Annotated in this window: 20 protein-coding genes, 1 pseudogene and 1 riboswitch; of the genes and pseudogenes, 15 read left to right on the top strand and 6 right to left on the bottom strand. The window is 39.9% G+C overall.

Going from position 1 to position 23,098, the window contains the following annotated elements; genetic code table 11:
* Positions 1 to 55: 55 nt before the first annotated feature.
* On the top strand, positions 56 to 919 hold the full coding sequence (locus tag AA0X95_RS00105; RefSeq protein ID WP_413304025.1) for a hypothetical protein: 864 nt from the start codon (positions 56 to 58) through the stop codon (positions 917 to 919).
* Positions 920 to 1,357: 438 nt separating this feature from the next.
* On the opposite strand, the gene AA0X95_RS00100 is transcribed toward AA0X95_RS00105, so the two are convergent.
* Together AA0X95_RS00100 and AA0X95_RS00095 are read right to left on the bottom strand one after the other, a co-directional pair.
* A complete protein-coding gene (locus AA0X95_RS00100; RefSeq protein ID WP_413299614.1) occupies positions 1,358 to 2,563 on the bottom strand; it encodes an IS256 family transposase in 1,206 nt (401 codons plus the stop codon).
* A 263-nt stretch (positions 2,564 to 2,826) separates the two neighbouring features.
* Positions 2,827 to 3,148: pseudogene (locus AA0X95_RS00095) on the bottom strand (MFS transporter); the annotation flags it as partial.
* Between the two features lie 245 nt (positions 3,149 to 3,393).
* On the opposite strand from AA0X95_RS00095, the gene AA0X95_RS00090 reads away from it, so the two are divergent.
* Positions 3,394 to 5,157 (top strand): ABC transporter ATP-binding protein, encoded by a 1,764-nt coding sequence (locus AA0X95_RS00090; protein WP_413304022.1) that lies wholly within the window; start codon positions 3,394 to 3,396, stop codon positions 5,155 to 5,157.
* A 46-nt stretch (positions 5,158 to 5,203) separates the two neighbouring features.
* A riboswitch (purine riboswitch) is annotated at positions 5,204 to 5,303 on the top strand.
* A gap of 58 nt (positions 5,304 to 5,361) precedes the next feature.
* Entirely contained in the window at positions 5,362 to 6,354 is a 993-nt protein-coding gene (gene add, locus AA0X95_RS00085; protein ID WP_413304019.1) for an adenosine deaminase, read from the top strand.
* A 225-nt stretch (positions 6,355 to 6,579) separates the two neighbouring features.
* Here add and AA0X95_RS00080 read toward each other — a convergent pair whose 3' ends face one another.
* Together AA0X95_RS00080 and AA0X95_RS00075 are read right to left on the bottom strand one after the other, a co-directional pair.
* Positions 6,580 to 8,025 carry a DEAD/DEAH box helicase gene (locus AA0X95_RS00080; RefSeq protein WP_413304017.1) on the bottom strand — a complete coding sequence of 482 codons (1,446 nt, stop codon included), beginning with the start codon at positions 8,023 to 8,025 and terminating at the stop codon, positions 6,580 to 6,582.
* A 148-nt stretch (positions 8,026 to 8,173) separates the two neighbouring features.
* On the bottom strand, positions 8,174 to 8,944 hold the full coding sequence (locus AA0X95_RS00075) for a CPBP family intramembrane glutamic endopeptidase (RefSeq protein ID WP_413304014.1): 771 nt from the start codon (positions 8,942 to 8,944) through the stop codon (positions 8,174 to 8,176).
* Positions 8,945 to 9,127: 183 nt separating this feature from the next.
* Between AA0X95_RS00075 and AA0X95_RS00070 the strand changes: the two genes are divergently transcribed.
* The 4 genes from AA0X95_RS00070 (at position 9,128) to AA0X95_RS00055 (ending at position 12,759) form a co-directional block, all read left to right on the top strand.
* Positions 9,128 to 10,324, top strand: a complete 1,197-nt coding sequence (locus tag AA0X95_RS00070) for a sensor histidine kinase (protein WP_413304012.1) — start codon at positions 9,128 to 9,130, stop codon at positions 10,322 to 10,324.
* The gene (locus tag AA0X95_RS00065) at positions 10,299 to 10,958 is read left to right on the top strand and encodes a response regulator (RefSeq protein WP_413304010.1); all 660 of its coding nucleotides are present in this window, start codon (positions 10,299 to 10,301) and stop codon (positions 10,956 to 10,958) included. Before AA0X95_RS00070 ends, AA0X95_RS00065 begins: the two co-directional genes overlap by 26 nt.
* 184 nt (positions 10,959 to 11,142) lie before the next feature.
* Positions 11,143 to 12,174, top strand: coding sequence for a fatty acid desaturase (locus AA0X95_RS00060; RefSeq protein ID WP_413304007.1), 1,032 nt, complete (start codon positions 11,143 to 11,145; stop codon positions 12,172 to 12,174).
* A 66-nt stretch (positions 12,175 to 12,240) separates the two neighbouring features.
* Positions 12,241 to 12,759 (top strand): response regulator transcription factor, encoded by a 519-nt coding sequence (locus AA0X95_RS00055; RefSeq protein ID WP_413304004.1) that lies wholly within the window; start codon positions 12,241 to 12,243, stop codon positions 12,757 to 12,759.
* Positions 12,760 to 12,806: 47 nt separating this feature from the next.
* Here AA0X95_RS00055 and AA0X95_RS00050 read toward each other — a convergent pair whose 3' ends face one another.
* The gene (locus tag AA0X95_RS00050) at positions 12,807 to 13,256 is read right to left on the bottom strand and encodes an Lrp/AsnC family transcriptional regulator (protein ID WP_413304002.1); all 450 of its coding nucleotides are present in this window, start codon (positions 13,254 to 13,256) and stop codon (positions 12,807 to 12,809) included.
* Between the two features lie 282 nt (positions 13,257 to 13,538).
* Between AA0X95_RS00050 and AA0X95_RS00045 the strand changes: the two genes are divergently transcribed.
* From AA0X95_RS00045 to AA0X95_RS00010, 8 genes are all read left to right on the top strand, one after another.
* Complete coding sequence (locus tag AA0X95_RS00045) at positions 13,539 to 15,104, top strand: ABC transporter substrate-binding protein (protein WP_413303999.1); 1,566 nt, start codon at positions 13,539 to 13,541, stop codon at positions 15,102 to 15,104.
* An 87-nt stretch (positions 15,105 to 15,191) separates the two neighbouring features.
* Positions 15,192 to 16,145: a nickel ABC transporter permease gene (gene nikB / locus AA0X95_RS00040; RefSeq protein ID WP_413303996.1), complete on the top strand. Its 954-nt coding sequence runs from the start codon at positions 15,192 to 15,194 to the stop codon at positions 16,143 to 16,145.
* A 2-nt stretch (positions 16,146 to 16,147) separates the two neighbouring features.
* Positions 16,148 to 17,032: an ABC transporter permease gene (locus AA0X95_RS00035; protein WP_413303993.1), complete on the top strand. Its 885-nt coding sequence runs from the start codon at positions 16,148 to 16,150 to the stop codon at positions 17,030 to 17,032.
* Between the two features lie 10 nt (positions 17,033 to 17,042).
* Positions 17,043 to 18,083: an ABC transporter ATP-binding protein gene (locus AA0X95_RS00030; RefSeq protein WP_413303990.1), complete on the top strand. Its 1,041-nt coding sequence runs from the start codon at positions 17,043 to 17,045 to the stop codon at positions 18,081 to 18,083.
* Complete coding sequence (locus tag AA0X95_RS00025; protein ID WP_413303987.1) at positions 18,040 to 19,032, top strand: ABC transporter ATP-binding protein; 993 nt, start codon at positions 18,040 to 18,042, stop codon at positions 19,030 to 19,032. Before AA0X95_RS00030 ends, AA0X95_RS00025 begins: the two co-directional genes overlap by 44 nt.
* A 187-nt stretch (positions 19,033 to 19,219) precedes the next feature.
* Positions 19,220 to 20,830 (top strand): gamma-glutamyltransferase family protein, encoded by a 1,611-nt coding sequence (locus AA0X95_RS00020; RefSeq protein WP_413303985.1) that lies wholly within the window; start codon positions 19,220 to 19,222, stop codon positions 20,828 to 20,830.
* 24 nt (positions 20,831 to 20,854) lie between these two features.
* On the top strand, positions 20,855 to 21,427 hold the full coding sequence (locus AA0X95_RS00015) for a chromate transporter (protein WP_413310299.1): 573 nt from the start codon (positions 20,855 to 20,857) through the stop codon (positions 21,425 to 21,427).
* On the top strand, positions 21,427 to 21,954 hold the full coding sequence (locus AA0X95_RS00010; RefSeq protein WP_413303983.1) for a chromate transporter: 528 nt from the start codon (positions 21,427 to 21,429) through the stop codon (positions 21,952 to 21,954). The genes AA0X95_RS00015 and AA0X95_RS00010 overlap by 1 nt, the downstream gene beginning before the upstream one ends.
* 49 nt (positions 21,955 to 22,003) lie before the next feature.
* Here the strand turns inward: AA0X95_RS00010 and AA0X95_RS00005 are convergent, their stop codons facing one another.
* Entirely contained in the window at positions 22,004 to 22,756 is a 753-nt protein-coding gene (locus tag AA0X95_RS00005) for an SAM-dependent methyltransferase (RefSeq protein ID WP_413303981.1), read from the bottom strand.
* Positions 22,757 to 23,098 lie beyond the last annotated feature (342 nt).

Here is a 23,098-nt window from a genome sequence, read left to right as displayed (position 1 = left end):
TCCCCCACTGCGTTAAAGCAGCGGGGGACTGTCCCCAAAAATAGGAGTGAGTGGCATGATCAAGTGGGCATTAGCTGGGATTCTTTATGTGACCATCGTTATCATTGGATTTGAGGCTTATGATAAATGGTTTGCTGAGGATAAAAATACGGCGGCACAGACTGAGGAGCACGGAAAGCAAGCGATGAAAATGGATGAGAAAGCTCATGATGAAACGGGAGAAAGTGGTGACAGCGGCGGCCATGAACATGAAGCCTCTTCTGGAATCAACCATGAGGGCAGCGAGGTCAATGTATTTGTTCAAAATGATCAAATGAGCATTACTATTTTCTTAAAGGATAAGGCGGGCAACCCGGTTGACGAATTAGAAATCAATCATGAGAAAGAACTCCATCTCATTATCGTGGATGAACAGCTGAAAAAATATTATCATGTGCACCCGGAAAGAACTGGTAAAGGTGAATTTACGATTGAAAATAACCTACCAGAAGGGTTTTATAAAGCTTTTATTGATATAAAACCGAAGAATTTCGCATATAAAGTAGAGCCTGTTTCCTTTATCGTGGGGAATCCAAGTTCTTCGACACACGGACATGAGCTGATTCCAGACACAACCTTTAGTAAAAAGGTAGATGGAGAAACGGTCACATTAAAGGTTAGTACATTTAAGGTCGGAGAACCTGTAACACTTTCCTTCGACTTAGACCAAACGAATTTAACTCCCTATTTAGGGGCAATGGGTCATGTTGTGATTCTTGACGAATATGGGAAAGAGTTTCTTCATGTTCACCCGTCAAATGAGAAAGAGTCCATCTTTGAAACCACCTTTGAAAAACCTGGTATCTATAAGATTTGGGCCGAGTTTAAACAAAATGGAACAGTAAGAGCGTTCCCGTTTGTGATTGAGATTAAAGAATGAGCATAACCAATCACACCCTAAGAGGAGCAGGTGCTAACAATGGATGAAAGACAATTTTGATAGAAATCGAGGTAAAAATGTCCTTCATAAGACAGATGAAAGACAATTTTGATAGAAATCGAGGTGAAACTGTCCTTCGTAAGGCGGATGAAAGACAATTTTGATAGAAATCGAGCTGAAAATGTCCTTCATAAGGCGGATGAAAGACATTTTAGGGGAATGTAAATTATTTTGTGTAAATGGTTAAATCCTATATGATTTGACTATATTGAAACTAAAGTGTTCTTACCTACTAGGGGGATAGGGCAATGCTGGGGAGCAACCCGAGCACCTAGTAGGGTTCTGTACAAAAGGAGAGAGGATTTTTCCTCTCTTTTTCCTTTTGGGAGAACGAAAGCGATAAACCCTTAGGGCAGAGCCCTAACTTAACTACGTCAATTATTTCCCAAGCCGGCCCTCAAACATGATATCAAACTGCTGTCTACATTCTAACCATCCAGGAATAGGATTAGACCATTTATCTGTAACTCCAACAGTCGCAAGGTAAACAATTTTCCTTAATGCATTATCCGTTGGATAAGCAGTTTTTGTTTTTGTGACTTTCCTTAGTTGTCTATGGAATGCTTCAATAGTGTTGGTTGTGTAAATTAACTTTCTAATCTCTACTGGGTAAGAAAAGAAAGTCGTGAGTTCTAGCCAGTTGGTCTCCCATGATTTAATAACAGAAGGATATTTCTTTCCCCACTTTTCTTTAAACTCATCAAATTCCAATTCTGCTTGTTCAATTGTATATGCTTTATATACCTTTTTTAAATCGTCCATAAGTTCCTTACGGAATTTGTGAGGAACACACTTTACATTATTTCGTAATTGATGAATGATACAAGACTGAATATCTGTTTTCGGAAACGTGGCATTAATTGCCTCTGAAAATCCAGAAAGCCCGTCTTTACAGGCAATTAGGATATCTTGTACACCACGACTCTTCAAATCTTGGCAAACGTTCAACCAAAAACTAGCACTCTCATCTTCGCCGATCCAAATACCAAGAATGTCCTTAATACCATCTGTATTTACGCCTAAAACTGTATAAGCTGCCTTACTAACAATCCTATTTTCATGCTTAACTTTAAAGTGTATTGCATCCAAAAACACAATAGGATACACAGGGTCTAGTAGACGGGACTGCCATTCATAGACAAGAGGCAACACTTTGTCTGTAACCTTACTTACTAAACTAGAAGAGACGTTAATACCATAAATATCCTTCATGTGGTCCTCAATATCCCGTGTGGACATACCTTTAGAATAAAGGGCAATTATTTGATCCTCTAATCCATTAATAGAGGTCTCATATTTCTTTATAATCTGCGGTTCATATTCACCTTTACGATCTCTAGGGATATTTAACTTGGTTTCACCTAACTTAGATTTAATGGTCTTTTTACTATAGCCATTCCGGCTATTTCCCGTATTGATACCTTTAGAATCATGTTTGGAGTACCCAAGGTGCTCCTCAATCTCAGCCTCGAAAACCTGTTGGAGAGTCTCCTTGAAAAGGTCCCTAATCATGGCATGAATATCGTCCACTGTTTCACATTGACCTGCCAATTCTCTAATTGTCATATCCCTATAATTTTGCATAAATGATCATCTCCTTAATTGGTAAGTATAACCATTTACACAAAACTATAGACGTTCTCCATTTTAGATAGAAATCGAGGTGAAACTGTCCTTCATAAGACAGATGAAAGACAATTTTGATAGAAATCGAGGTAAAAATGTCCTTCATAAGACAGATGAAAGACATTTTGATAGAAATCGAGGTGAAAATGTCCTTCATAAGGCGGATGAAAGACAATTTTGGTAGAAAACGAGGAAGAACTGTCCTTCATAAAGCGGATGAAAGACTAGTGCCAGCAAAACAGCGGATACCGATAAGGCACTTAGAAGATCGCAAAGAACCATTGTACGTTTGGGTCTCCATCTATCTGCAAATGTTCCTCCAATAAAAGAGAAAAGGAAGATCGGGGCAAATTCTGCCACAGAAATCATGGAAATCGCAAATGGATCCTTGTTGGTCTGTTCGGTTACAAACAGTAAGATGGCAAAATTCCTCACCCAGATTCCCAGTTGCAGGAACAGTCCGGAGAGTAAAATGGCTTGAACAAAGCGGTTAGAAAATAAAGAACTCATGGTTGGAGCCTGTGCTTGTGTGTGGTTATTCATGAATAACAACATCCTTTCATTTGGTATGAAATCATCTTACGACAGTGGATGGATTGAAAAACCGCAAAGATGTAGCACAGACTCCGCCAAAATCATGCGGTAAAACTCGAAAACCATGCGGGGCTGATACCAAAGTTATGCGGTTTGTAAGGCAACAGCCGACCGTACAATAAAATCATAAAGCTAGTTAACTGTCGTATGGCAAATTGCCAGCTGAATTTGGTTTATGGAAGGAGTTTTATAGCATGAAAGATTTTAAGTTATTTTTACCCTATATAAAACAAGTGAGGAGCTATTATCTTATTGGCTTCGTGGGGAGCTTGTTTCGTTTTCTCATTCCATTGTTTGTTCCATTGATATTAAAATACATCTTCGATCAGTTGCTTCAAAATGAATCCCTGTCACGTTCGGAAATGCTAGAACAGCTTTTGTACATTGCAGCAGGCATGATTCTGGTTTTCCTTCTCATCCGCACTCCAATGGAATATGTAAGGCAGTTTTGCATTCATAAGGCCAACAATAACATCATTAAACAGCTGCGCAAGGACGCTTTTCAAAAGGTCCATTCCTTGGATGCCAAATACTTTGTTGAGAACAAAAGCGGAGAAATAGGAACACGATTTTTCGATGATATTGAAAAGGTCCGTGGCTTTCTAACCGCAGTGTTTGGGAACATTTGGATTGAAATGATTGTCCTGCTGTTTGTCATCGTGGTAATGCTAACACTAAATGTGAAGTTAGCAATCTTATCGGTGGTATTGGTGGGAGTTCAATTTATTCTAGCGCACTTTTTATCAAAAAGGTTTAAACAGTCCACCCGAAACATGATGAAGTATCGGTCGGTAATGAGTGGATTTATTTTCGAAAAAATTCAAGGGGCTTTTCTATCCAAACTATTTGCCGCAGAAAAGCGAGACAAAGAAGAGCTAAATCAGCATTTACACCATTTTGATAGACTGACAGATAGGCATGCGAAGATAAATGCGGTCATGTTAGCTCTCGTCAATGTGCTCAGTGATATGACACCGTTTATCGTGGCGATTGTAGCAAGTCTTTTTGTCATAGATGGGAGTATAACCGTAGGTAGCCTAATAGCCTTTTTTGCCTATGTGGATAAAATGAGAAGTCCTGTGGCAGCTTTAGTCAATGCATACCCGGCCATTACAGAGGGCAGCGTTGCACTGGGGCGGATCTTTGATTTTTTCCACACACCATCCACGATTATAGAAAAAGCAAACCCTGCTGAATTAAACCAGTTCACACAATCTATTAAGTTAAATAACGTAACTTTCTCGTATGACGGAAAAAATAATATCATTAAAAATATGTCATTGACGCTTGAAAAAGGGAAAACATATGCCTTTGTCGGTGAGAGCGGGGGCGGTAAGAGTACCATCCTGCAACTGCTACTAAGAATGTATGATACTACAAAGGGTGAAGTATTAATCGATGGTGTCAATATCAAGGATTACTCCATCGCCAGTTTGAGGGAGCAGATGGGAATTGTCACTCAGGATAACTTCCTCTACAGTACGTCGATTAAGGATAATATTAAAATGGCAAAGCTCGATGCGTCAGATGAAGAAATCTATATGGCTGCCAAAAAGGCTTTTGCTCATGAGTTCGTTTCAGCATTGCCGAATGGCTACGATACAGAAATAGGTGAAAGAGGAGTGAAGCTTTCTGGTGGACAAAAACAGCGTGTCGCTCTTGCGCGTGTATTCCTGAAAAATCCGTCCCTGATTATTTTAGACGAAGCCACCAGTGCACTAGATAATGAAAGTGAAAAACTGGTTCAAGAATCCATTAACCAATTCGATAACGATAAGACGATTATTATGATTGCTCATAGACTTTCTACGATTCTAAATGCTGATACGATTTTTGTGATAAAAAATGGGGAAATCATAGAAAGTGGGAACCACCAAAGTCTATTGAAAAGGAATAGTTATTACAAAGAACTCTATTCCAAACAAAACATAAATGAACGGCAATTGGCCACTGGATAATGTGAGGAATGGTCTTGACAACCAAAACAATCTCTATTAATCTTGACTCAATGAAATATGAAAAGTTCGTATAACTCCAAAGATATGGTTTGGGGGTCTCTACCAGGAACCAATAATTCCTGATTACGAAGAATGTACATGTATGTGTATTTTCTTCGTAATCAGGAATTTTTTTTTATAAAAAAATGACGGGGGTCACATCACATGAATTTTACAACCTTACCTAAAATTGAACTACATTGCCATCTTGATGGAAGCCTTAGAGCGGAAACAATTATTGATATAGCAAAAAGAGAGGGTATTAGTTTGCCCACGATGGATAGAGACGAGATCCAACAAGAACTCATTGCTCCACTAGATTGTGAATCTCTTGATGAGTATTTGAAGCGTTTTGCTCTTCCTAACTTAGTGATGCAGTCACAGGAGAATTTAAAGAGAATTACCTTTGAACTGTTTGAAGATGCTGCAAAAGAAAATGTGAAATATATGGAGGTTCGCTTTGCGCCGTTGCTTCATACGGCACAGGGGTTATCTGTTGAAGAAGTCATCCAAAGCGTCATTGATGGTATGAGAGAAGCAGAGGCTCAATTCGATATTTATGGAAATATCATTTTATCCTGCATGAGAACGATGTCAGCCGAAAGTGCTTTTGAAGTTGTGGAAAAAGGAAAGCAATTCCTAGGTAAAGGGGTTGTGGCCATCGACTTATGTGCATCGGAAGAAGAAGGGTTCTGTGGTGACTTTGTAGAGCCGATTGCATTAGCAAGAAAATATGGCTATAGGGTAACAATCCATGCCGGCGAAACGGGCGTGGGGAAAAATGTTCTTGAAGCGGTTGAGATGTTAGGGGCTGAAAGAATTGGACACGGTGTCTTTATTAAAGACTGTGCAGAGGCCTATGATGTAGTAAAGGAAAAGCAGGTAGTCCTTGAAATGTGCCCAACAAGCAATGTCCAAACAAAAGCAGTGAACCAATATAGTGAACACCCTATCCATGATTTTCATAAGGATGGCATCAAAGTGACGGTTAATACCGATAACAGAACGGTGTCTGATACAACGATGGCAAAGGAATGTTCGATTGTCTTTGATGAATTCAACATGAGTGAAGAGGATTATAAGAAGATTTATCTCGATAGTGTGGAGGCGTGCTTTGCGAGCGAAGAAACTAAGGCAAAGCTGAGGAAATATATTTAATAAGGGATATCTAATAAAAATAGAGACGATTATGCTTGGCATAATCGTCTTTTTTGCAAATGTGGACTGGTTGACAAGTGTTATCCGCCAATTGGGTGAAGCTATGCGCCAATAGAGTTAGGTTATCCGCTAATTGGGTGGGCTTATGCGCCAATTGAGAGAGCCTCTCCGCCAATTGGGGCTATGCCAGTCGCAAGTTACTGCAATCCAACCACCGCCACACTATTATTTAATCGCCTTACTCACTCTCAACTTCTTGCCTTTGACAGGTGTATTCTCCATCGCCTGAATGACGAGGGAACCTTTTCCGTTGAGAATATCCACATAAGACATCTGGTCATGGATCGTGATGATGCCGATATCATCAGCCGTCACTCCAGGAATTTTTGCAATCGTCCCAACGAAATCGATAGCGCGAAGCTTCTTCTTTTTGCCGCCATTGAAATGAAGTTTCGTGATCCCTTGGTTGATTCGAGCGGTCTTATTATTTCTTACCACGCGGCGACCGCTGATTTTTTCCTCAAAAGCGGCTTTCCCTTTAGAAACCTCGCCTTGGCTAGGTGCGTTCATTCTCAATAGTTCAAAACCAACATACCGTTCAATGGCTCGAAGGAATTTCTCTTCATACGGAGTCACAAATGTAAATGCTTTTCCTTGCTTGCCCGCACGCCCCGTTCTTCCTGTGCGATGGACATAGCTTTCTTTTTCCATAGGAACATCGTAGTTGAACACTAGTGAAACATTATCAACATCAATTCCTCGTGCCGCTACATCGGTGGCCACAAGATATCGGAAATTCCCCATCTTAAACCCATCCATAACAGCAAAACGATCTTGTTGCTCTAATCCACCATGCAGTCGTTCACAAGAATAATTTGACTCTTCCAACTCGGCAAATACGGTGTCAACGTGCTCTTTTGTGTTGCAAAAAATAATGCAGCTATCTGGATTTTCAACGACCATGACATCCTTTAGAATTGAAAGCTTTTCTTCCTCCTTTACCTCGATAACACGATGCTCAATCGTATCTGTCGTCATTCCAGTTGACTCAATCTCAATATGAGTAGGATTTTTCATATATTGATGGCAGAGGGCTTCCACATCCTTTGGCAAAGTAGCGGAAAATACCATTGTTACTCTATCTCGTGGAAGTTCTTTGATAATCGCTTCTACCTCATCAATAAAGCCCATGTTCAGCATTTCATCTGCTTCATCAATAATCAGATACTTTATTTCATCTAGTACCAGTGTTTCCCTGTCGATATGGTCCATGACACGGCCAGGCGTACCAACAACAACATGTGTTTTCTGCTTCAATTCTTCTCTTTGTTTGGAAAAAGGCTCTTTTCCATAAACAGCAAGTGCTTTAATACGTTTAAATCTTCCTATATTCGTGATATCTTCACGAACTTGAGCTGCAAGCTCTCTTGTTGGCGTAAGAATCAAGGCCTGAGGCTTTCTTTCTTCCCAGTCAATCCGTTCACAAATAGGGATAGCAAAGGAGGCTGTCTTGCCACTGCCAGTCTGTGATTTGACGACAAGGTCCTGGTTTTCCAAAGCCAGTGGGATCACTTCACCTTGTACCTCTGTAGGCTCTTCATATTTTAAAACAGCTAGTGCTCTCTTTATTTCTTCACTTAAATTATATTCTTCAAAACTTCTCACACTCATGTAGTAACCTCTTTTTTTGTATTATCCGACTTATATATAAGATTTCTCTCAAAGATCTATCATATGCAAAAGCTGAATACGGTTATTATACTTGAAAGACAGAGAAAAACGAACAGTGACTCGCGCTGTTCGCTCACTTGAAAACCTATTATTTTGCAGTAAAAGCATCCATTGCAACATTTACACTGTTGTTTTTCTTTTTTAATAGATAAAGTGCATAAGCAAGAAAGAGCAGGTTTAGCAGAACAAATATGGACAGCCATCCAAGTGAAAAGTTGGTGCTGTGAACGCCGTATTCACCAGTCGCTCCATACTCCACAGCATCTAAAACAAAATGAAATCCGATGGCAGGTAGTAAGCTTTTACTTTGTAAACGCATAGCGGTTAGCGCCATGCCAGCAATAAATGTCCAGGCAAATTGGAAAAGACCAAAGATTACATCTCCACCAACAAGAATATTACCGAGGTGGGCTATTCCAAAAAGTAGGGATGGAACAATAATAGCGAATGCTTTTCCGAAAGGTAACATCGCACGTAAAAGAATACCTCTAAATAGAATTTCTTCGTTAACTGCAACCCCTATAGCAGCGATCATTAATAAAGGAACATGGCCCCATGTGGAGTGAAAGCCTAAATGAAGTGCCAAAGTGAAAGGAATCACAAGCGCTGGTATCCATACAAAATAATCCTTGGCGGTTGCTTTAATTAAACCGATTTCCTTGTCAGCCTTTACCCATTTTACCGCTAAAAAAGCACAGACTGCATATAATAGCATAACTAACCAACCTAAATCCTTCTGAATAGTAAGTGCAGGATTGACTACTTGAATACCCTTAACTGTTAGCATCCCTAGAATTCCTCTTCCAAACATAACCACTAAAAATAATACTAATCCATGACGATATAGAAAATTTCTCATTACTAGCTCCCCTTTGTTCTCATTTGTATCTTCATTATGAAATAGAAGAGGTCAGATCCAATAGTGTGCTTTGTCATAACATCATCATGTGCAGTCATATGACTAATGTGACTTTTGAAAAAAGGTAAAAAGGAAGTGCGTGTTGAATTAGTAAAAATATTCGAAAGCATGAAGGAGAGCTGAATGGTACCATTCCAAAATGAAACCCATTGGGTTTATAAAATTGCGCAACTCACCAGAATTGGTTGGTTTATTTTACATTTATTGATTTTAGTTTTGTTTTTAAATCCGATCCCCCTAGCCTGGCTCAACATGACCTTGCTTTTTGCAGCATTTCTAATTCCTCAATGGACGCATAGCTCAGGGAGAAAAAACTATCCGCTGCTTGAATTATTCTTTAGCGGTTTGTTTTTAATCGTAGGTTGTTACTTATTAGGCAAATATTCCTCCTTTTTAGCCATTCCATCATTATGTGCAGGAATTTATAGTCGTCCTGATAAAGAGAGATGGCTCTTATGGGCGGGTTTTACGATTGTTCCTTTTCTTGCGATTCTGGCTGTAGGCTTAGAACAGCTAGGGATGGGCGTCATTGATGGACTCTTTTTTTTCGGTGTCGGCATTGCCATTTCAAAGGTTCTAGAAGCGGAGAAAAAGACAAAAGTTCTACTTGAAGAAAACAACAGGCAGAATCAACTTTTAGAAGAATACGCCAAACAGATTGAAAACATTACGTTATTGGAAGAACGGAATCGGCTTGCACGAGATTTACATGATACAGTAGGACACACTTTTACATCAGTCATTATGGGACTTGATGCAGTATCATTCCTGATGGATGGATCCCCACAAAAAGCAAAGGAACAGGTGAGCAGACTAAGAGACGTGATGAGAAGGTCACTAGAGGAAACAAGAACGTATATTCATCAAATTTCCCCTAATGACGAGATAGGAGATTTGTCCTCTCAACTGAGGAATATTGTTTACGAATTTGCATCACACACAAAGATGGAAATTACCTTTAAAAGTAACGGTGCACCAGCATCGATTACTTTCCAAGGGGCTATAGCGCTCACGCGATGCCTTCAGGAAGCATTAACAAATGCTGTTCGCCATGGACAAGCGGACGAAATCACTGTCACACTGAATCAAGAGGCATCCCAAGTTTTATTAGTGATTACGGATAATGGAATGGGGATAAAAGAGAAAAAATTTGGATTTGGTCTTAGTGGAATGAAAGAACGTCTGGAATCCCTTCAAGGCAGTTTGGCTATAGAGTCGAGTGATCAGGGGGGAACCGTAGTTACTTGTTTTTTACCTGTAAGAGTTGAGCGAATGAGGGGAGAAAACCTACAAAATGATAAAAGTATTGATTGTGGATGATCAGGAACTCATCCGTGAAAGCCTTTCGATTGTGTTAGGGGGAGAAGAGGATTTTGACATTGTTGGTGTTGCGGAACATGGACAGATGGCGATAGAGCAAACAAAAAAACTCTCACCTGACCTTATTCTGATGGACATTCACATGCCGTTAATGGACGGAGTAGAAGCAACCCGGCAAATTAAAAGTCTGTTTCCAAACGTTAGGGTGATTATTTTAACTACGTTTCAGGAATTAGAGTACGTTAGAGGAGCGCTAGCCACAGGAGCAGAAGGATATTTACTCAAAGCAATCCACCCAAGGGACCTTGCAGCAGGAATTAGACTGGTTCATCATGGAGGTACTCTCATAACACAAGAAATTGCAAAACAGTTAATTGCAGACTGGGTAACCCCCTCGGAACGATTGAAGACGGAAAAAAATAAAAAATCTAGCCATGGCCTTACAGATAGAGAAGTAGAAGTGCTCGAGGAGTTGTCAAAGGGAGCATCTAACCGTGAGATCGCCCGAAAGCTATTCTTAACAGAAGGAACTGTAAAAAACTATATCTCAAACATTTATTCAAAGTTGGAAGTCACCGGACGACATAAAGCCGTCTTTAAGGCGAAAGAAGAAGGAATTATTCACCCAAAATAAAAAATAATAAAGGTGCCTGACCCCCAGTGCGTTAAAGTGCTGGTGTCAGGCACCTTTTTCATTATTTTCACCTTTTATATGACATTTATCATGGTCTACACATGACACCTGATACTAACATGATTAAAAATATTGCACTATACTTTGTAATAACAACACAATTAAAGGAAGGGAATTCAAAAAAATGACCTTACAAGATACTAAAAATTTGCGAAAACAAGTGGCTCCATTCGAAAAATCAACAACAAAAGAAAGTATATGGCAAATCATTAACACAGTAGGCCCGTTTATGATTTTATGGTATTTGGCTTATATTAGTCTTTCTGTTTCTTATTGGCTGGCATTAGTTCCTATGGTATTTGCTGCAGGGTTTCTCACAAGGATTTTCATCATTTTCCATGATTGTACCCATCATTCTTTCTTTAAAAGCCGTCGTGCCAACCGTATTGTTGGGACATGTATGGGTGTTTTAACTATTTTCCCTTTTGATCAATGGGGGCATGAGCATTCAGTGCATCACGCGACAAGTGGTAACTTAGATAAACGAGGTACAGGCGATATATGGACACTTACGGTGGATGAATATTTGGCAGCACCGCTAAGCCTTCGATTAGCCTATCGTTTTTATCGTAATCCATTGGTTATGTTTGGTTTAGGTCCGATTTACGTTTTCGTTTTAAAAAATAGATTTAACCGCAAAGGTGCGAAAAAGAAGGAACGCAACAATACGTATTTAACGAATGTTTTAATCGTTGCCTTGTATGCATTACTTTGCTGGGCAATTGGCTGGCAGTCGTTCCTTTTAGTACAGGGTTCCATTTTCATGATTTCGGGTGCAGTAGGTATTTGGTTATTTTACGTACAGCACACTTTTGAAGATTCTTATTTTGAAGAAGATAAGAATTGGGAATATGTAAAAGCAGCAGTCGAAGGTAGCTCTTTCTATAAACTTCCAAAAATCATGCAATTTCTAACTGGTAATATTGGTTATCACCATGTACACCATTTAAGCCCAAGGGTTCCAAACTATAAGCTTGAAGAGGCACACAATAACACAGCTCCATTACAAAACGTACCTACGATTTCTCTTGCTACAAGCTTAAAGTCACTCCGATTCCGCTTGTGGGATGAGAAAAACAAGAATTTTGTTAGCTTCAAAGAAGTGAAAGCAGTAGCGAAAAAACGCATTTCCGTTCAGGCGAAACCCGAATTATAACAATAAGCCCCCTCATTGGGGGTTTTCGCTTAAATGAAACGAGAGGCCAGATAAGGAGAGAACCGAATGATTCGAATTGTCATCGCAGAGGATCAGGAAATGCTGCTAGCAGCCATGGGTTCCCTGCTTAATTTGGAAGAAGATATGGAAGTGGTCGGGCAAGCCCGCAACGGGGAAGAGGCACTTACACTTGTTCATCAATTACAGCCTGATGTTTGTTTAATGGATATTGAGATGCCAAAAATGAGCGGTCTAGATGCGGCGGAGGCTATGAAGTCGCTTGGATGCAAGGTCATTATTTTAACCACCTTTGCAAGGAATGGGTATCAGGCGCGAGCGTTAACGGCTGATGTCAGAGGATATTTATTGAAGGATAGCCCGAGCGAAGAGTTAGCTTGTTCGATTCGTTGCATAATGAACGGTAAGAGAGTGTATTCTTTAGAACTTGTAGACCCCGATTCAAGACTAGATGTTAATTCACGGTTGGAGGATAGCCCATTTTCAAAACCTTCAAGTGACAAAATAGGACAGGTCAGAAAGTACTTTTCCTCTATTTTTGATAAAATGAAGCAGCCAACTGGATGATAGATTGAAGGCATGGACATTTTGTTCATGCCATTTTCTATGGTTGCTTATAACTTTAATCCAGTCCTGCTCTTAAATCTTCGTAATAAGATGTGGCTCGCCACTCTTGTTATGCCTTCTAAACTATATAATTCCTCATTAATAAATTTCTCTAATCGTAAAAAGTCCTCAACAAGCACGTGCATATGTAAGGTACTCGGTCCAGTCATTTGGTAGCAGCTTGCAACGCTAGGGTTATTAGCTAATGTTTCGGCCACGCTGACGAGTGAGGCTGGTTCACAATCCACCTCGAAGAAAGCAGAAACAGCTTTTCCCACTTTATCAGAATTGATGACCACAGTGAACTTTTCAATAATGCCGTTCTCTGTTAATTGGTTTACCCGCTCACGAATCGATACTCTAGATAAATTTAACTCTTTCCCGATATCTACATAGGACATTCTGCCGTTTTCGGCAAGCAATTCGAGTATCCTGCGATCGATTTCATCAATTTTCATACGTCGTCCTCCTACATTCCCTAAGCATTTGTAAATTTATATTAACGTACAATCCTAGTTTTAATCAAATGGATATTGAAAGTTATTGGAAAAATTATACTAGAAAAAAATTTTACTATTTTCCGAATATTATATAGATTTTTAAAAATCACTGTATTATAATAAAGCAAAATTACAAAATGTAATAAAAAATAACGAAACACTTTCAAAAAGTAGTCATAAAGTAATATTTTTATACTTAAAGATAGATGTTTCGTTATGCGAAAGGGGAAAAAGAAAAAGATGGCTTACAAGACAAAAGTTTTCGCAGCATTATTTATGAGTCTCTTGTTGCTTCTAACTGGATGTGGCAATAATAATTCTTCCAGTTCAGGGGCGCAGGATTCACAAAAGGCAAGTGCACCAGTAAAGGATAGTGGGGATAAGACCACATTAACAGTTGGTCTTGATGATGACCCGCCGCAATTAGACCCGCATTTTTCAACTGCGGCTGTTGATAGACAAGTATTCCATAGTATCTATGACAAGCTGATCGACGTAGATGAAAAGCTAAACTTTGTTCCGCAGCTTGCGAAAAAGTGGGATATCTCTGAAGATGGAAAAACTTATACCTTCTACCTACAAGAAAATGTAAAGTTTCACGATGGAACACCATTTAATGCAGAAGCAGTAAAATTCAATTTTGAACGCATGTTAGATCCGAATGCTGGGTCACCTCGTGCATCTGAATTATCTTCTATCCAAACAATTGAAGTGGTTGATGAAAATACACTTAAAGTACAGCTTAAAGAACCATACAGCCCGTTCTTGGCAGCTTTATCTGACCGTGCTGGGATGATGGTTTCTCCTACGGCTGTAAAAGAAAAAGGAGCAGACTTCGCTAATTCTCCTGTAGGAACAGGGCCATTCAAATTTGTTTCAAGAGTGAAGCAGGACAAGATTGAAGTGGAAAAAAATGCAGATTATTGGGGCGGAGCGCCAAAGTTTGAAAAAATCGTTTATCGTCCATATTCAGATGAAAATGTACGTTTAACTAACTTAACATCAGGTGAATTGGATATCATCAGTAAGGTTCCGCCGAAAGATGTTGAAAAACTAAAAACGGACTCTAACATCAAACTTTCAGAAGTTGGAGCACTTGGATTCCAAGGATTATATTTGAATCACAAAAAAGCACCATTTAATAACAAAGCACTTCGTCAGGCATTAGATCTAGTTATCGATCGTGATGCGATTATCAAAGTTGCGCTTCGTAATACAGCCGTACCTTCTGCAGGAGCCATTCCTCCAGATTCATGGGCGTTTGATAAGAACATCAAACCAACAAAGAAAAATGTGGAAAAAGCGAAGAAAATCATGGCTGATGCTGGGTTCCCTAACGGATTTGAATTTACGCTTCAGCTTTCACCTAAACCAGTGGAAGAACAAATGTCACAAATGATTCAGTCGATGGCAGCGGAAGCTGGAATCAAGGTGAAGCTTGAAATTGTCGAGTTTGGAACCATGCTAGATAACATGGATAATTTCAAATTTGATGCGGTTCGTTTAGGATGGAGCGGAAGAACAGATCCAGATGGAAATATCTTTGCACTCTACCATTCTACTGGCTCTATTAACTACGGATATTCTAATCCGAAAATGGACGAGCTGTTGCAGAAAGCCCGTGTAGAAACAGATCAAGCTAAGCGTAAAGATATTTATTCGGAAGCTACTAAACTAGGACAAGAAGAAGTACCATACATCTTCCTCTATCACGAACTAGATTACAAAGCATATAAAAACAATTTACAAGGCTTTAAGCACATCCCGGATCAAATGATGCGCTTCCATGACGTTTCGTTTAAATAAGCAATAGGCATGGATCGGCTTGGGGGGAATTCTCCAAGCCGATCATATTTCATCAAAGCTGAACGCCTTAGAAAGGGAGGGACATACGTGGCAAAGTTTTTAATTCGAAGATTAGGTCTTATGGTGGTCATTCTATTTTTAGTAAGTATTATCGTTTTTTCCTTAGTACATGTAACCCCGGGTGACCCGGCAAGGATGATTTTAGGGCAAGAAGCAACCGAGGAAGCCCTTCAGGCATTACGTGAGAAAATGGGATTGAATGACCCTCTCTATATGCAATATATCCATTGGGTATCAAACGTACTTCAAGGAGACCTTGGAAACTCTTTAAAAGATAATACACCGGTTCTTAGTGTCTTGCTTCAAAAACTACCGGTAACTATTCAGCTTTCTGTTATGTCCTTTTTAATTGCCATGATTATTGCGATTCCAGCTGGTATTATCTCAGCAACGAGAAAGGGAAGTTTCTGGGATTACTTTGGAACTACTTTTGCATTGTCTGGTGTATCTATTCCGCCATTTTTCTTAGGTATTTTACTAATCTTTATCTTTTCAATTTCACTGGGCTGGTTCGCACCTTCAGGATATGTGGAACCATGGGTTGATTTTAAAAAGAGTATGATGTTAATGATTTTACCAGCGCTAGCTGTAGGTGTTCGCTTAAGTGCTGAAATTACAAGGATGCTTCGTTCAAGTATGCTTGAAGTTTTGCAGGCTGACTATATTCGTACGGCCTATGCAAAAGGGGTATTAGAAAAAGGGGTTGTCCTTGGACATGCCTTGAAAAATGCGTTAATTCCTGTTGTAACGGTAAGTGGATTACAATTGGCCACATTTTTAGGTGGAGCAGTTATAACGGAAACCATCTTTGCTGTTCCAGGACTAGGGCGTCTAGTAATTGATGCGATATTAACAAGAGATTTTCCTGTCGTACAAGGGGCTGTCCTATTTATGGCCATTGCTGTTGTGGTGGTAAACTTCTTGATCGACATCCTTTATTCCGTACTAGATCCAAGAATAAAGCTGACAGGAGGACAATAACGATGGAAGCTAAGCTGGAACAACTAGTAAAAGTAGAAAGTCCAAGAAAACGTAGATGGAAAGAAATGAGTTCTCGTTTTTTTCAAAATAAATTAGCCGTCATTGGCGGAGTGTTTACTCTTCTTCTCATCTTGATGGCTGTGTTTGCTCCAATTGTTGCACCACATAGCCCAAGTGAGCAGGATTATGCGAAATTCCTTCAAAGTCCAAGTGCAGCCAATATCATGGGCACGGATGAACTAGGTCGCGATATTTTCAGCCGGATTATTTATGGAGCGCGAGTTTCCATCCAAGCTGGTATTATCTCTGTTGGTATAGCTCTTTTAATTGGGATTCCTATTGGATTATTTTCAGGTTATTACAGAGGAGTCCTAGATGAATATGTAGTCATGCGTTTCACAGACGCCTTGCTTTCGTTCCCACCATTAGTATTAGCCCTTTCACTTGCAGCTGTACTTGGTGCGGGATTACAAAACGCGATGATTGCGATTGGAATTATTTTTACACCTAACTTTATCCGTCTTGTAAGAGGAGAAGTACTGAGTCAAAGGGAAAGAGAATATGTCACTGCGGCTAAAGCATCAGGTATTAGTGATGTAAAAATCATGTTCCGCCACATCTTTCCAAACTGCTTACCACCGATTCTTGTTCAAGCGACTTTATCGATTGCTGCAGCTATCATTTCGGAAGCGTCTTTAAGTTACTTAGGATTGGGTACTCAACCGCCCACACCAAGCTGGGGTGCGATGTTATCGATGGGACAAGGGTATCTGAAAGATGCTCCATGGATTTCATTGTGCCCGGGATTATTTATCTTTCTAACGGTTCTATCAATCAACTTATTTGGTGATGGATTACGTGATGCACTCGATCCTAAGCTGAAATGAGGGGAATAAAATGACAAATTCATTATTAGAAGTTAAGGACTTAAAAGTCAGTTTTGTCGGCAAGAAGAAAACAACGAATATCGTTGCCGGGTTATCATTTACGGTCGAAAAGGGGAAAACCCTGTGTATCGTTGGAGAATCAGGTTGTGGGAAAAGTATGACCTCCCTTTCTGTTATGGGATTGCTACCTAAAACAGGAGAAATTGAAGGGGAAATCCTGTTAAAGGGTGAAAATTTAGCTAGTAAATCAATGAAGCAAATGAGTAAAATTCGTGGTAACCAGGTCTCAATGATTTTCCAGGAACCAATGACCTCACTCAATCCTGTCCAGACGGTCGGTAAACAAATAGCTGAGACGATTATTCTTCACCAGAATTTAAATAAAAAAGAAGCACGTCTAAAGGCGATAGAAATGCTAAAGCTTGTTGGTATTCCATCGCCTGAAAAACGGGTCGATGCCTACCCGCATGAATTGAGCGGAGGGATGAGACAGCGCGTGATGATTGCAATCGCGCTAAGCTGCAATCCGGAACTCCTTATTGCAGACGAACCAACCACTGCATTGGATGTAACGATTCAAGCGCAAATTTTAGATTTAATGAAGAATTTGCAAAAAGACTTGGATATGGGAATTATTATGATTACTCATGACTTAGCTGTTGTCTCTGAAATGGCTGACAAGGTTCTGGTGATGTACGCAGGAAAAGCTGTTGAATACGGAAGTAGGAATACGGTCTTTAACAATCCACTTCACCCATACACGCAAGGTTTAATGAAGTGCATCCCGGATGTCGATGCAGAAGATCATGTGGAAGAGCTTTTTGTCATTAAAGGGTCTGTCCCATCACCGGATGCCATGCCACAAGGATGCCGATTTGTTGATCGATGTCCATACGCACAAGAGATTTGTAGAAGTCATGCTCCGGATATTACATCAATAGAGGAACAGCATGCTGTAAGCTGTTGGAAATATACAGATAAATGGAATGAAAAGGAAGGTGAGCTTAATGAGTCTTCAATTAGAGAAATCGCCGCAACAAAATCTTCTTGAGGTTCAAAATTTAACCAAACACTTTCCTGTTGGTGATCAGGGGTTCTTTTCTAAAGAAAAACAGGTTGTCAAAGCATTGGATGGAATTAGCTTTTCTTTAAAAAAAGGAGAAACGTTGGGGATTGTTGGAGAATCGGGCTGTGGCAAATCCACTATGGGACGTGCTATTCTCCGACTCCATGAGCCAAGCTCTGGAACTATTATATATGAAGGAAAAGATATTACTCGTGTAAAAAAGAAGGAAATGAGAGATAACCGTAAGGATCTGCAAATCGTTTTCCAGGATCCGTACGGCTCGCTGAATCCACGGATGACAGTAGGAACCATGCTTTCTGAAATTGTGGAGACACATAAGATTGTACCTAAAAAAGATGTGTACGATTATGTTTGCAATTTATTAGTAGAAGTAGGGTTAAACGAGCAATATTATCATCGTTTCCCACATGAATTCTCTGGTGGTCAGCGTCAACGGGTCAGCATTGCCCGTGCGTTATGTACGAATCCAAAGTTAATCGTTTGTGATGAAGCGGTATCTGCGCTTGATGTATCGGTACAATCACAAATTCTAAATCTATTACAGCGATTAAAAAAGGAACATCAATTAACCTATTTATTTATTTCTCATGACTTAAGTGTAGTCAAGCACGTCAGCGACCGGGTAGCAGTGATGTACTTGGGGAAAATGGTGGAGCTTGCGGATAAAAAGGAACTATATGACAATCCGCTTCATCCGTATACAAGAGCCTTGCTATCTGCAATCCCTTCTACAAAAGAAGAGAAGAAAAGGGAAAGAGTTATATTGACTGGGGATGTTCCAAGTCCAATTAATGTTCCAAGCGGCTGTCGGTTCCATACTAGATGTCCATTAGCGACAGACAAATGCCGAGTAGAAGAACCAGAATTCAATGAAGTAAGTGAAAATCATTTTGTTGCTTGTCATTATGCCTAAATTCGCAAGAGGCTGATCCCTTCAATTTGAGGGCGCCTCTTTTTTGTTAAAATCACATATCATACAAACTTTTGTTAATTTTTTAGATATGAATATTCCGTTTGTAAATTTAATAGGTTAAAATAATTAACAAAAGAAAGTTGAAGAACAACAATCATGAAATGTATGTATAAGGGGAGAAGAATTCATGAACTTTGATTACTTGAATTATCCATATCCATCACAAAGAATGACGACAATAGCCAAAAATGGCATGGTGGCAACATCACAGCCCTTAGCAGCACAAGCAGGTCTCGATATATTAAAAAAGGGTGGGAATGCCATTGATGCAGCGATTGCAACTGCTGCTTGTTTAACGGTAGTTGAACCAACCTCCAATGGGATTGGGGGAGATGCCTTTGCACTAGTGTGGACAAAAGGCGAACTGCATGGACTGAACTCCAGTGGTCCATCTCCAAAAAGCATCTCAATCGATGCGGTTAAAGAAATGGGACATGAAAAGATGCCAACCTTTGGCCTTGTACCCGTTACGGTTCCTGGTGTACCTGCAGCATGGGCGGAGTTATCCCGTCGATTCGGTAAACTTCCTTTAACGGAAGTATTACAGCCGGCCATTGAGTATGCGGAAACTGGCTATCCGCTAAGCCCGATTTTAGGGAAGTACTGGAATAGTGCATTTAATAGATTCAAAGAATTATTTACTGGCGATGAATATAAAGGTTGGTTTGAGACCTTTGCTCCAAATGGAAAGGCTCCTCAAACAGGGGAAATCTGGAGCTCCAAAGGTCATGCCAGCACATTACGCAAGATTGCGGAAACCAATGCGGAATGCTTTTATCGGGGAGAATTGGCTGATCAAATCGATGAGTTCTCAAAGAAGCACGGTGGATTCCTTTCGAAAGAAGATTTAGCTGCATACAAGCCTGAGTGGGTACAGCCGATTAAGGTTAATTACAGAGGCTATGATGTGTGGGAGATTCCACCGAATGGCCAGGGAATCGTTGCCTTAATGGCTCTTAACATGCTAAAGGGCTTTGAAATGAAGGAAAAGGAATCGGTGGATACGTATCATAAGCAGATTGAAGCGATGAAGCTAGCTTTTGCAGATGCAAAAAAATATGTAACCGACCCAGAAAAAATGTCTGTTACAGCTGAACAGTTATTGTCTGAAGAATTTGTTGAAGCAAGAAGAAGTCTAATCGGGGACACTGCCCTTACTCCAGAGCCGGGTACACCTCCTAAAGGCGGAACTGTTTATTTAGCAACGGCAGACGGCGAGGGCAATATGGTTTCTTTCATTCAAAGTAATTATATGGGCTTTGGTTCTGGAATTGTTATCCCTGGAACAGGAATCGCGTTGCAAAACCGCGGTGCTGATTTCTCTTTAGATCCATCACATGAAAATCGGTTGGAGCCTGGAAAAAGAACGTACCATACGATTATTCCTGGATTCTTAACAAAGGATAATGAAGCCGTTGGACCGTTTGGAGTGATGGGTGGGTATATGCAGCCTCAAGGCCATGCTCAAGTCATCATGAACACAATTGATTTTCATCTAAATCCGCAATCAGTTTTAGACTCGCCAAGATGGCAGTGGATGGAGGGAAAGAAAGTTCAAGTTGAACATTCATTCCCAGCTCATATTGCCGCAGCTTTAGCAAGAAAAGGTCATGAGATTGAAGTAGCCTTAGATGGTGGAGGATTCGGAAGAGGACAAATCATTTGGAGAAACCCAAAAACCGGTGTGCTTTCAGGTGGAACAGAATCAAGAACGGATGGAACCATTGCTGCCTGGTAAATTGATAAAAGGTGTTGATAAATGATGAAACAGATGGATATATCTATCGCTTTTTTCCGTTCCGGAATATTAGGGTATGGAGGGGGACCGTCATCGATTCCGCTTGTTCATAAAGAGGTAGTTGGAACCTATAAATGGATGACCGATGATGAATTTGCAGATGTTTTGGCGTTAGCAAATACCCTTCCCGGCCCAATTAACACTAAAATGGCAGGGTATATCGGCTATCGAGTAGGCGGATATGTAGGCATGCTGAATGCAATCTTCTCATCCATCATTCCTACTATTATATTAATGATAGTCCTGCTAACCTCATTGGCGTCGGTCAAGGACCTGCCGTGGGTAGCAGGTATGACTAAAGCGGTTGTACCAGTTGTAGGTGTAATGATGGCCACATTAACATGGGATTTTTACAAGAAGTCCTATCAAACGTTAGGACATATTAGTGCAGGTGTAACGGTGGTTGGAAGTTTACTATTATTAGAGGTCTTCCATGTGCATCCTGCCATTTTAATCGTAGCCATATTACTATTTGCCTTAGTGAAGCGTGATAAGGCTGCTAAAGTTGAAAAAAATAGTGAAAGGGAGGTGGGATAATGCTTTATTGGCATATCTTTCTTGCCTTTTTCATACCAGGAATTGTTGGTTATGGAGGAGGCCCTGCTTCCATTCCACTAGTTGAAAATGAAGTCGTCGACCATTACGGCTGGATGACGGTACCGGAATTTAGTGAAGTGTTAGCCCTAGGAAATTCACTGCCAGGTCCCATTGCAACAAAAATGGCCGGCTATATTGGATACGAGCAGGGTGGAGTTCTAGGTTCAATCGTTGGGATTTTTGCTACTGTTGCTCCTTCGCTTCTATTAATGATTGTTCTGTTAGGGATTCTTTACAAGTATAAAGATTCTCCTAAGGTGAAGCGGATGACCAATTATATCCGACCTACTATTGCTGTTATGCTTGGTGTGATGGCGTTCAGTTTCTTTTCTACTTCTTACTCGGATTCAGGTGTGCTTCAAACGCTAATTCTGGTAGGGGTAAGCTTTTTCCTCCTTGAAAAATTAAAGGTACACCCAGCTTATGTAATTATGGGGTCGTTAATATATGGTGGGATATTCTTGTAGAAGGAAAAAACTCAAGCTAAATGGTAGCTTGAGTTTTTTTCTTTGTATGCTAATTATTTCGAAACAAATATAAACCAAATCCTAATGTATCCCGGCCCCATTTCAAATAAGTTCTCCGCCAATTGCGGATACGCTCCAACATCGCTTCCTGGTCCGGATCATCAGGATTTTCATGACAGTAATTTTCAATAGAAGAGGAATAAAGCCACTCATAGTCATCCCAATCATCTTCACTGGCCACATATGACCAAAGAGGAATGAAGCCTAGTTCTTCAGTGATCATTATGTTCTCCGCATGGCTTTTCAATTCGGATTCGTCTGCGCCTCCTAATGCTTCTAAGTAATTTTTGCTAGGCGTCTTTCTCCAATATCCTTCTCCTATTAAAATGAATCCATCTTTTTTTACGACACGTTTCATTGTTTCAAGAGTAGATTCAAGACCGCCTAAAGCGTGAGTCGATCCGATACAAATACCGACATCGAATTTATTAGCTTCTAATCTTCGTACTGCCATACTTGCATCTTCCACAATAAAATCAATCCGACCTTCAGGAATTCGGTTCAATGCTTTAAGTTTGGCTTCCTCAATGGCGCCATCATATAATTCGATAGCAGTACCAGTAATATTAAAATCCTCTACTAGACGAATAAGCAGTTCGCATTTTCCTGCTCCGAAATCAATTACTTTCATGTTTGGCTCAAGTGACATCATTCGAATCATTTTCATCATCTTTATTTCATTAATAGGATTACTAAAGGCGTGATTGCGATGGGCGATTGCGGAAAATCTGTTTCTATCCATGTTTTTGGTTCCCCCTGAGGTGAAAATTATTTTAAACTAGTATTACATCTAGAAATACTATTCTTTTTCTAATAGAAGAATCCCTCTTTTAATTACAAAAAAAGCTGTTGACATATGAATGGCGTGATAGTAATATAGTAATTCCCGATGCAAGATAACATTGCTCTTGTTATTTTATTTTAAAAAAATAAAATTCGGGATTGACGAAATTAGTATTATAGTATAATATTAATTTCTGTTGCTGCTAAACAGCAGTTAACAAGAAAAAGAAGTTGAAAAAAGTTGTTGACTTTCGATTGATAACTTGGTAAGATAATAAAGTCGCTTTCGAGCGATAATGAA

It is taken from the genome of Neobacillus phoenicis (assembly GCF_047302305.1).
Classification (GTDB): Bacteria; Bacillota; Bacilli; order Bacillales; family Cytobacillaceae; genus Neobacillus.
This window is presented reverse-complemented; position numbering and strand designations above follow the sequence as displayed.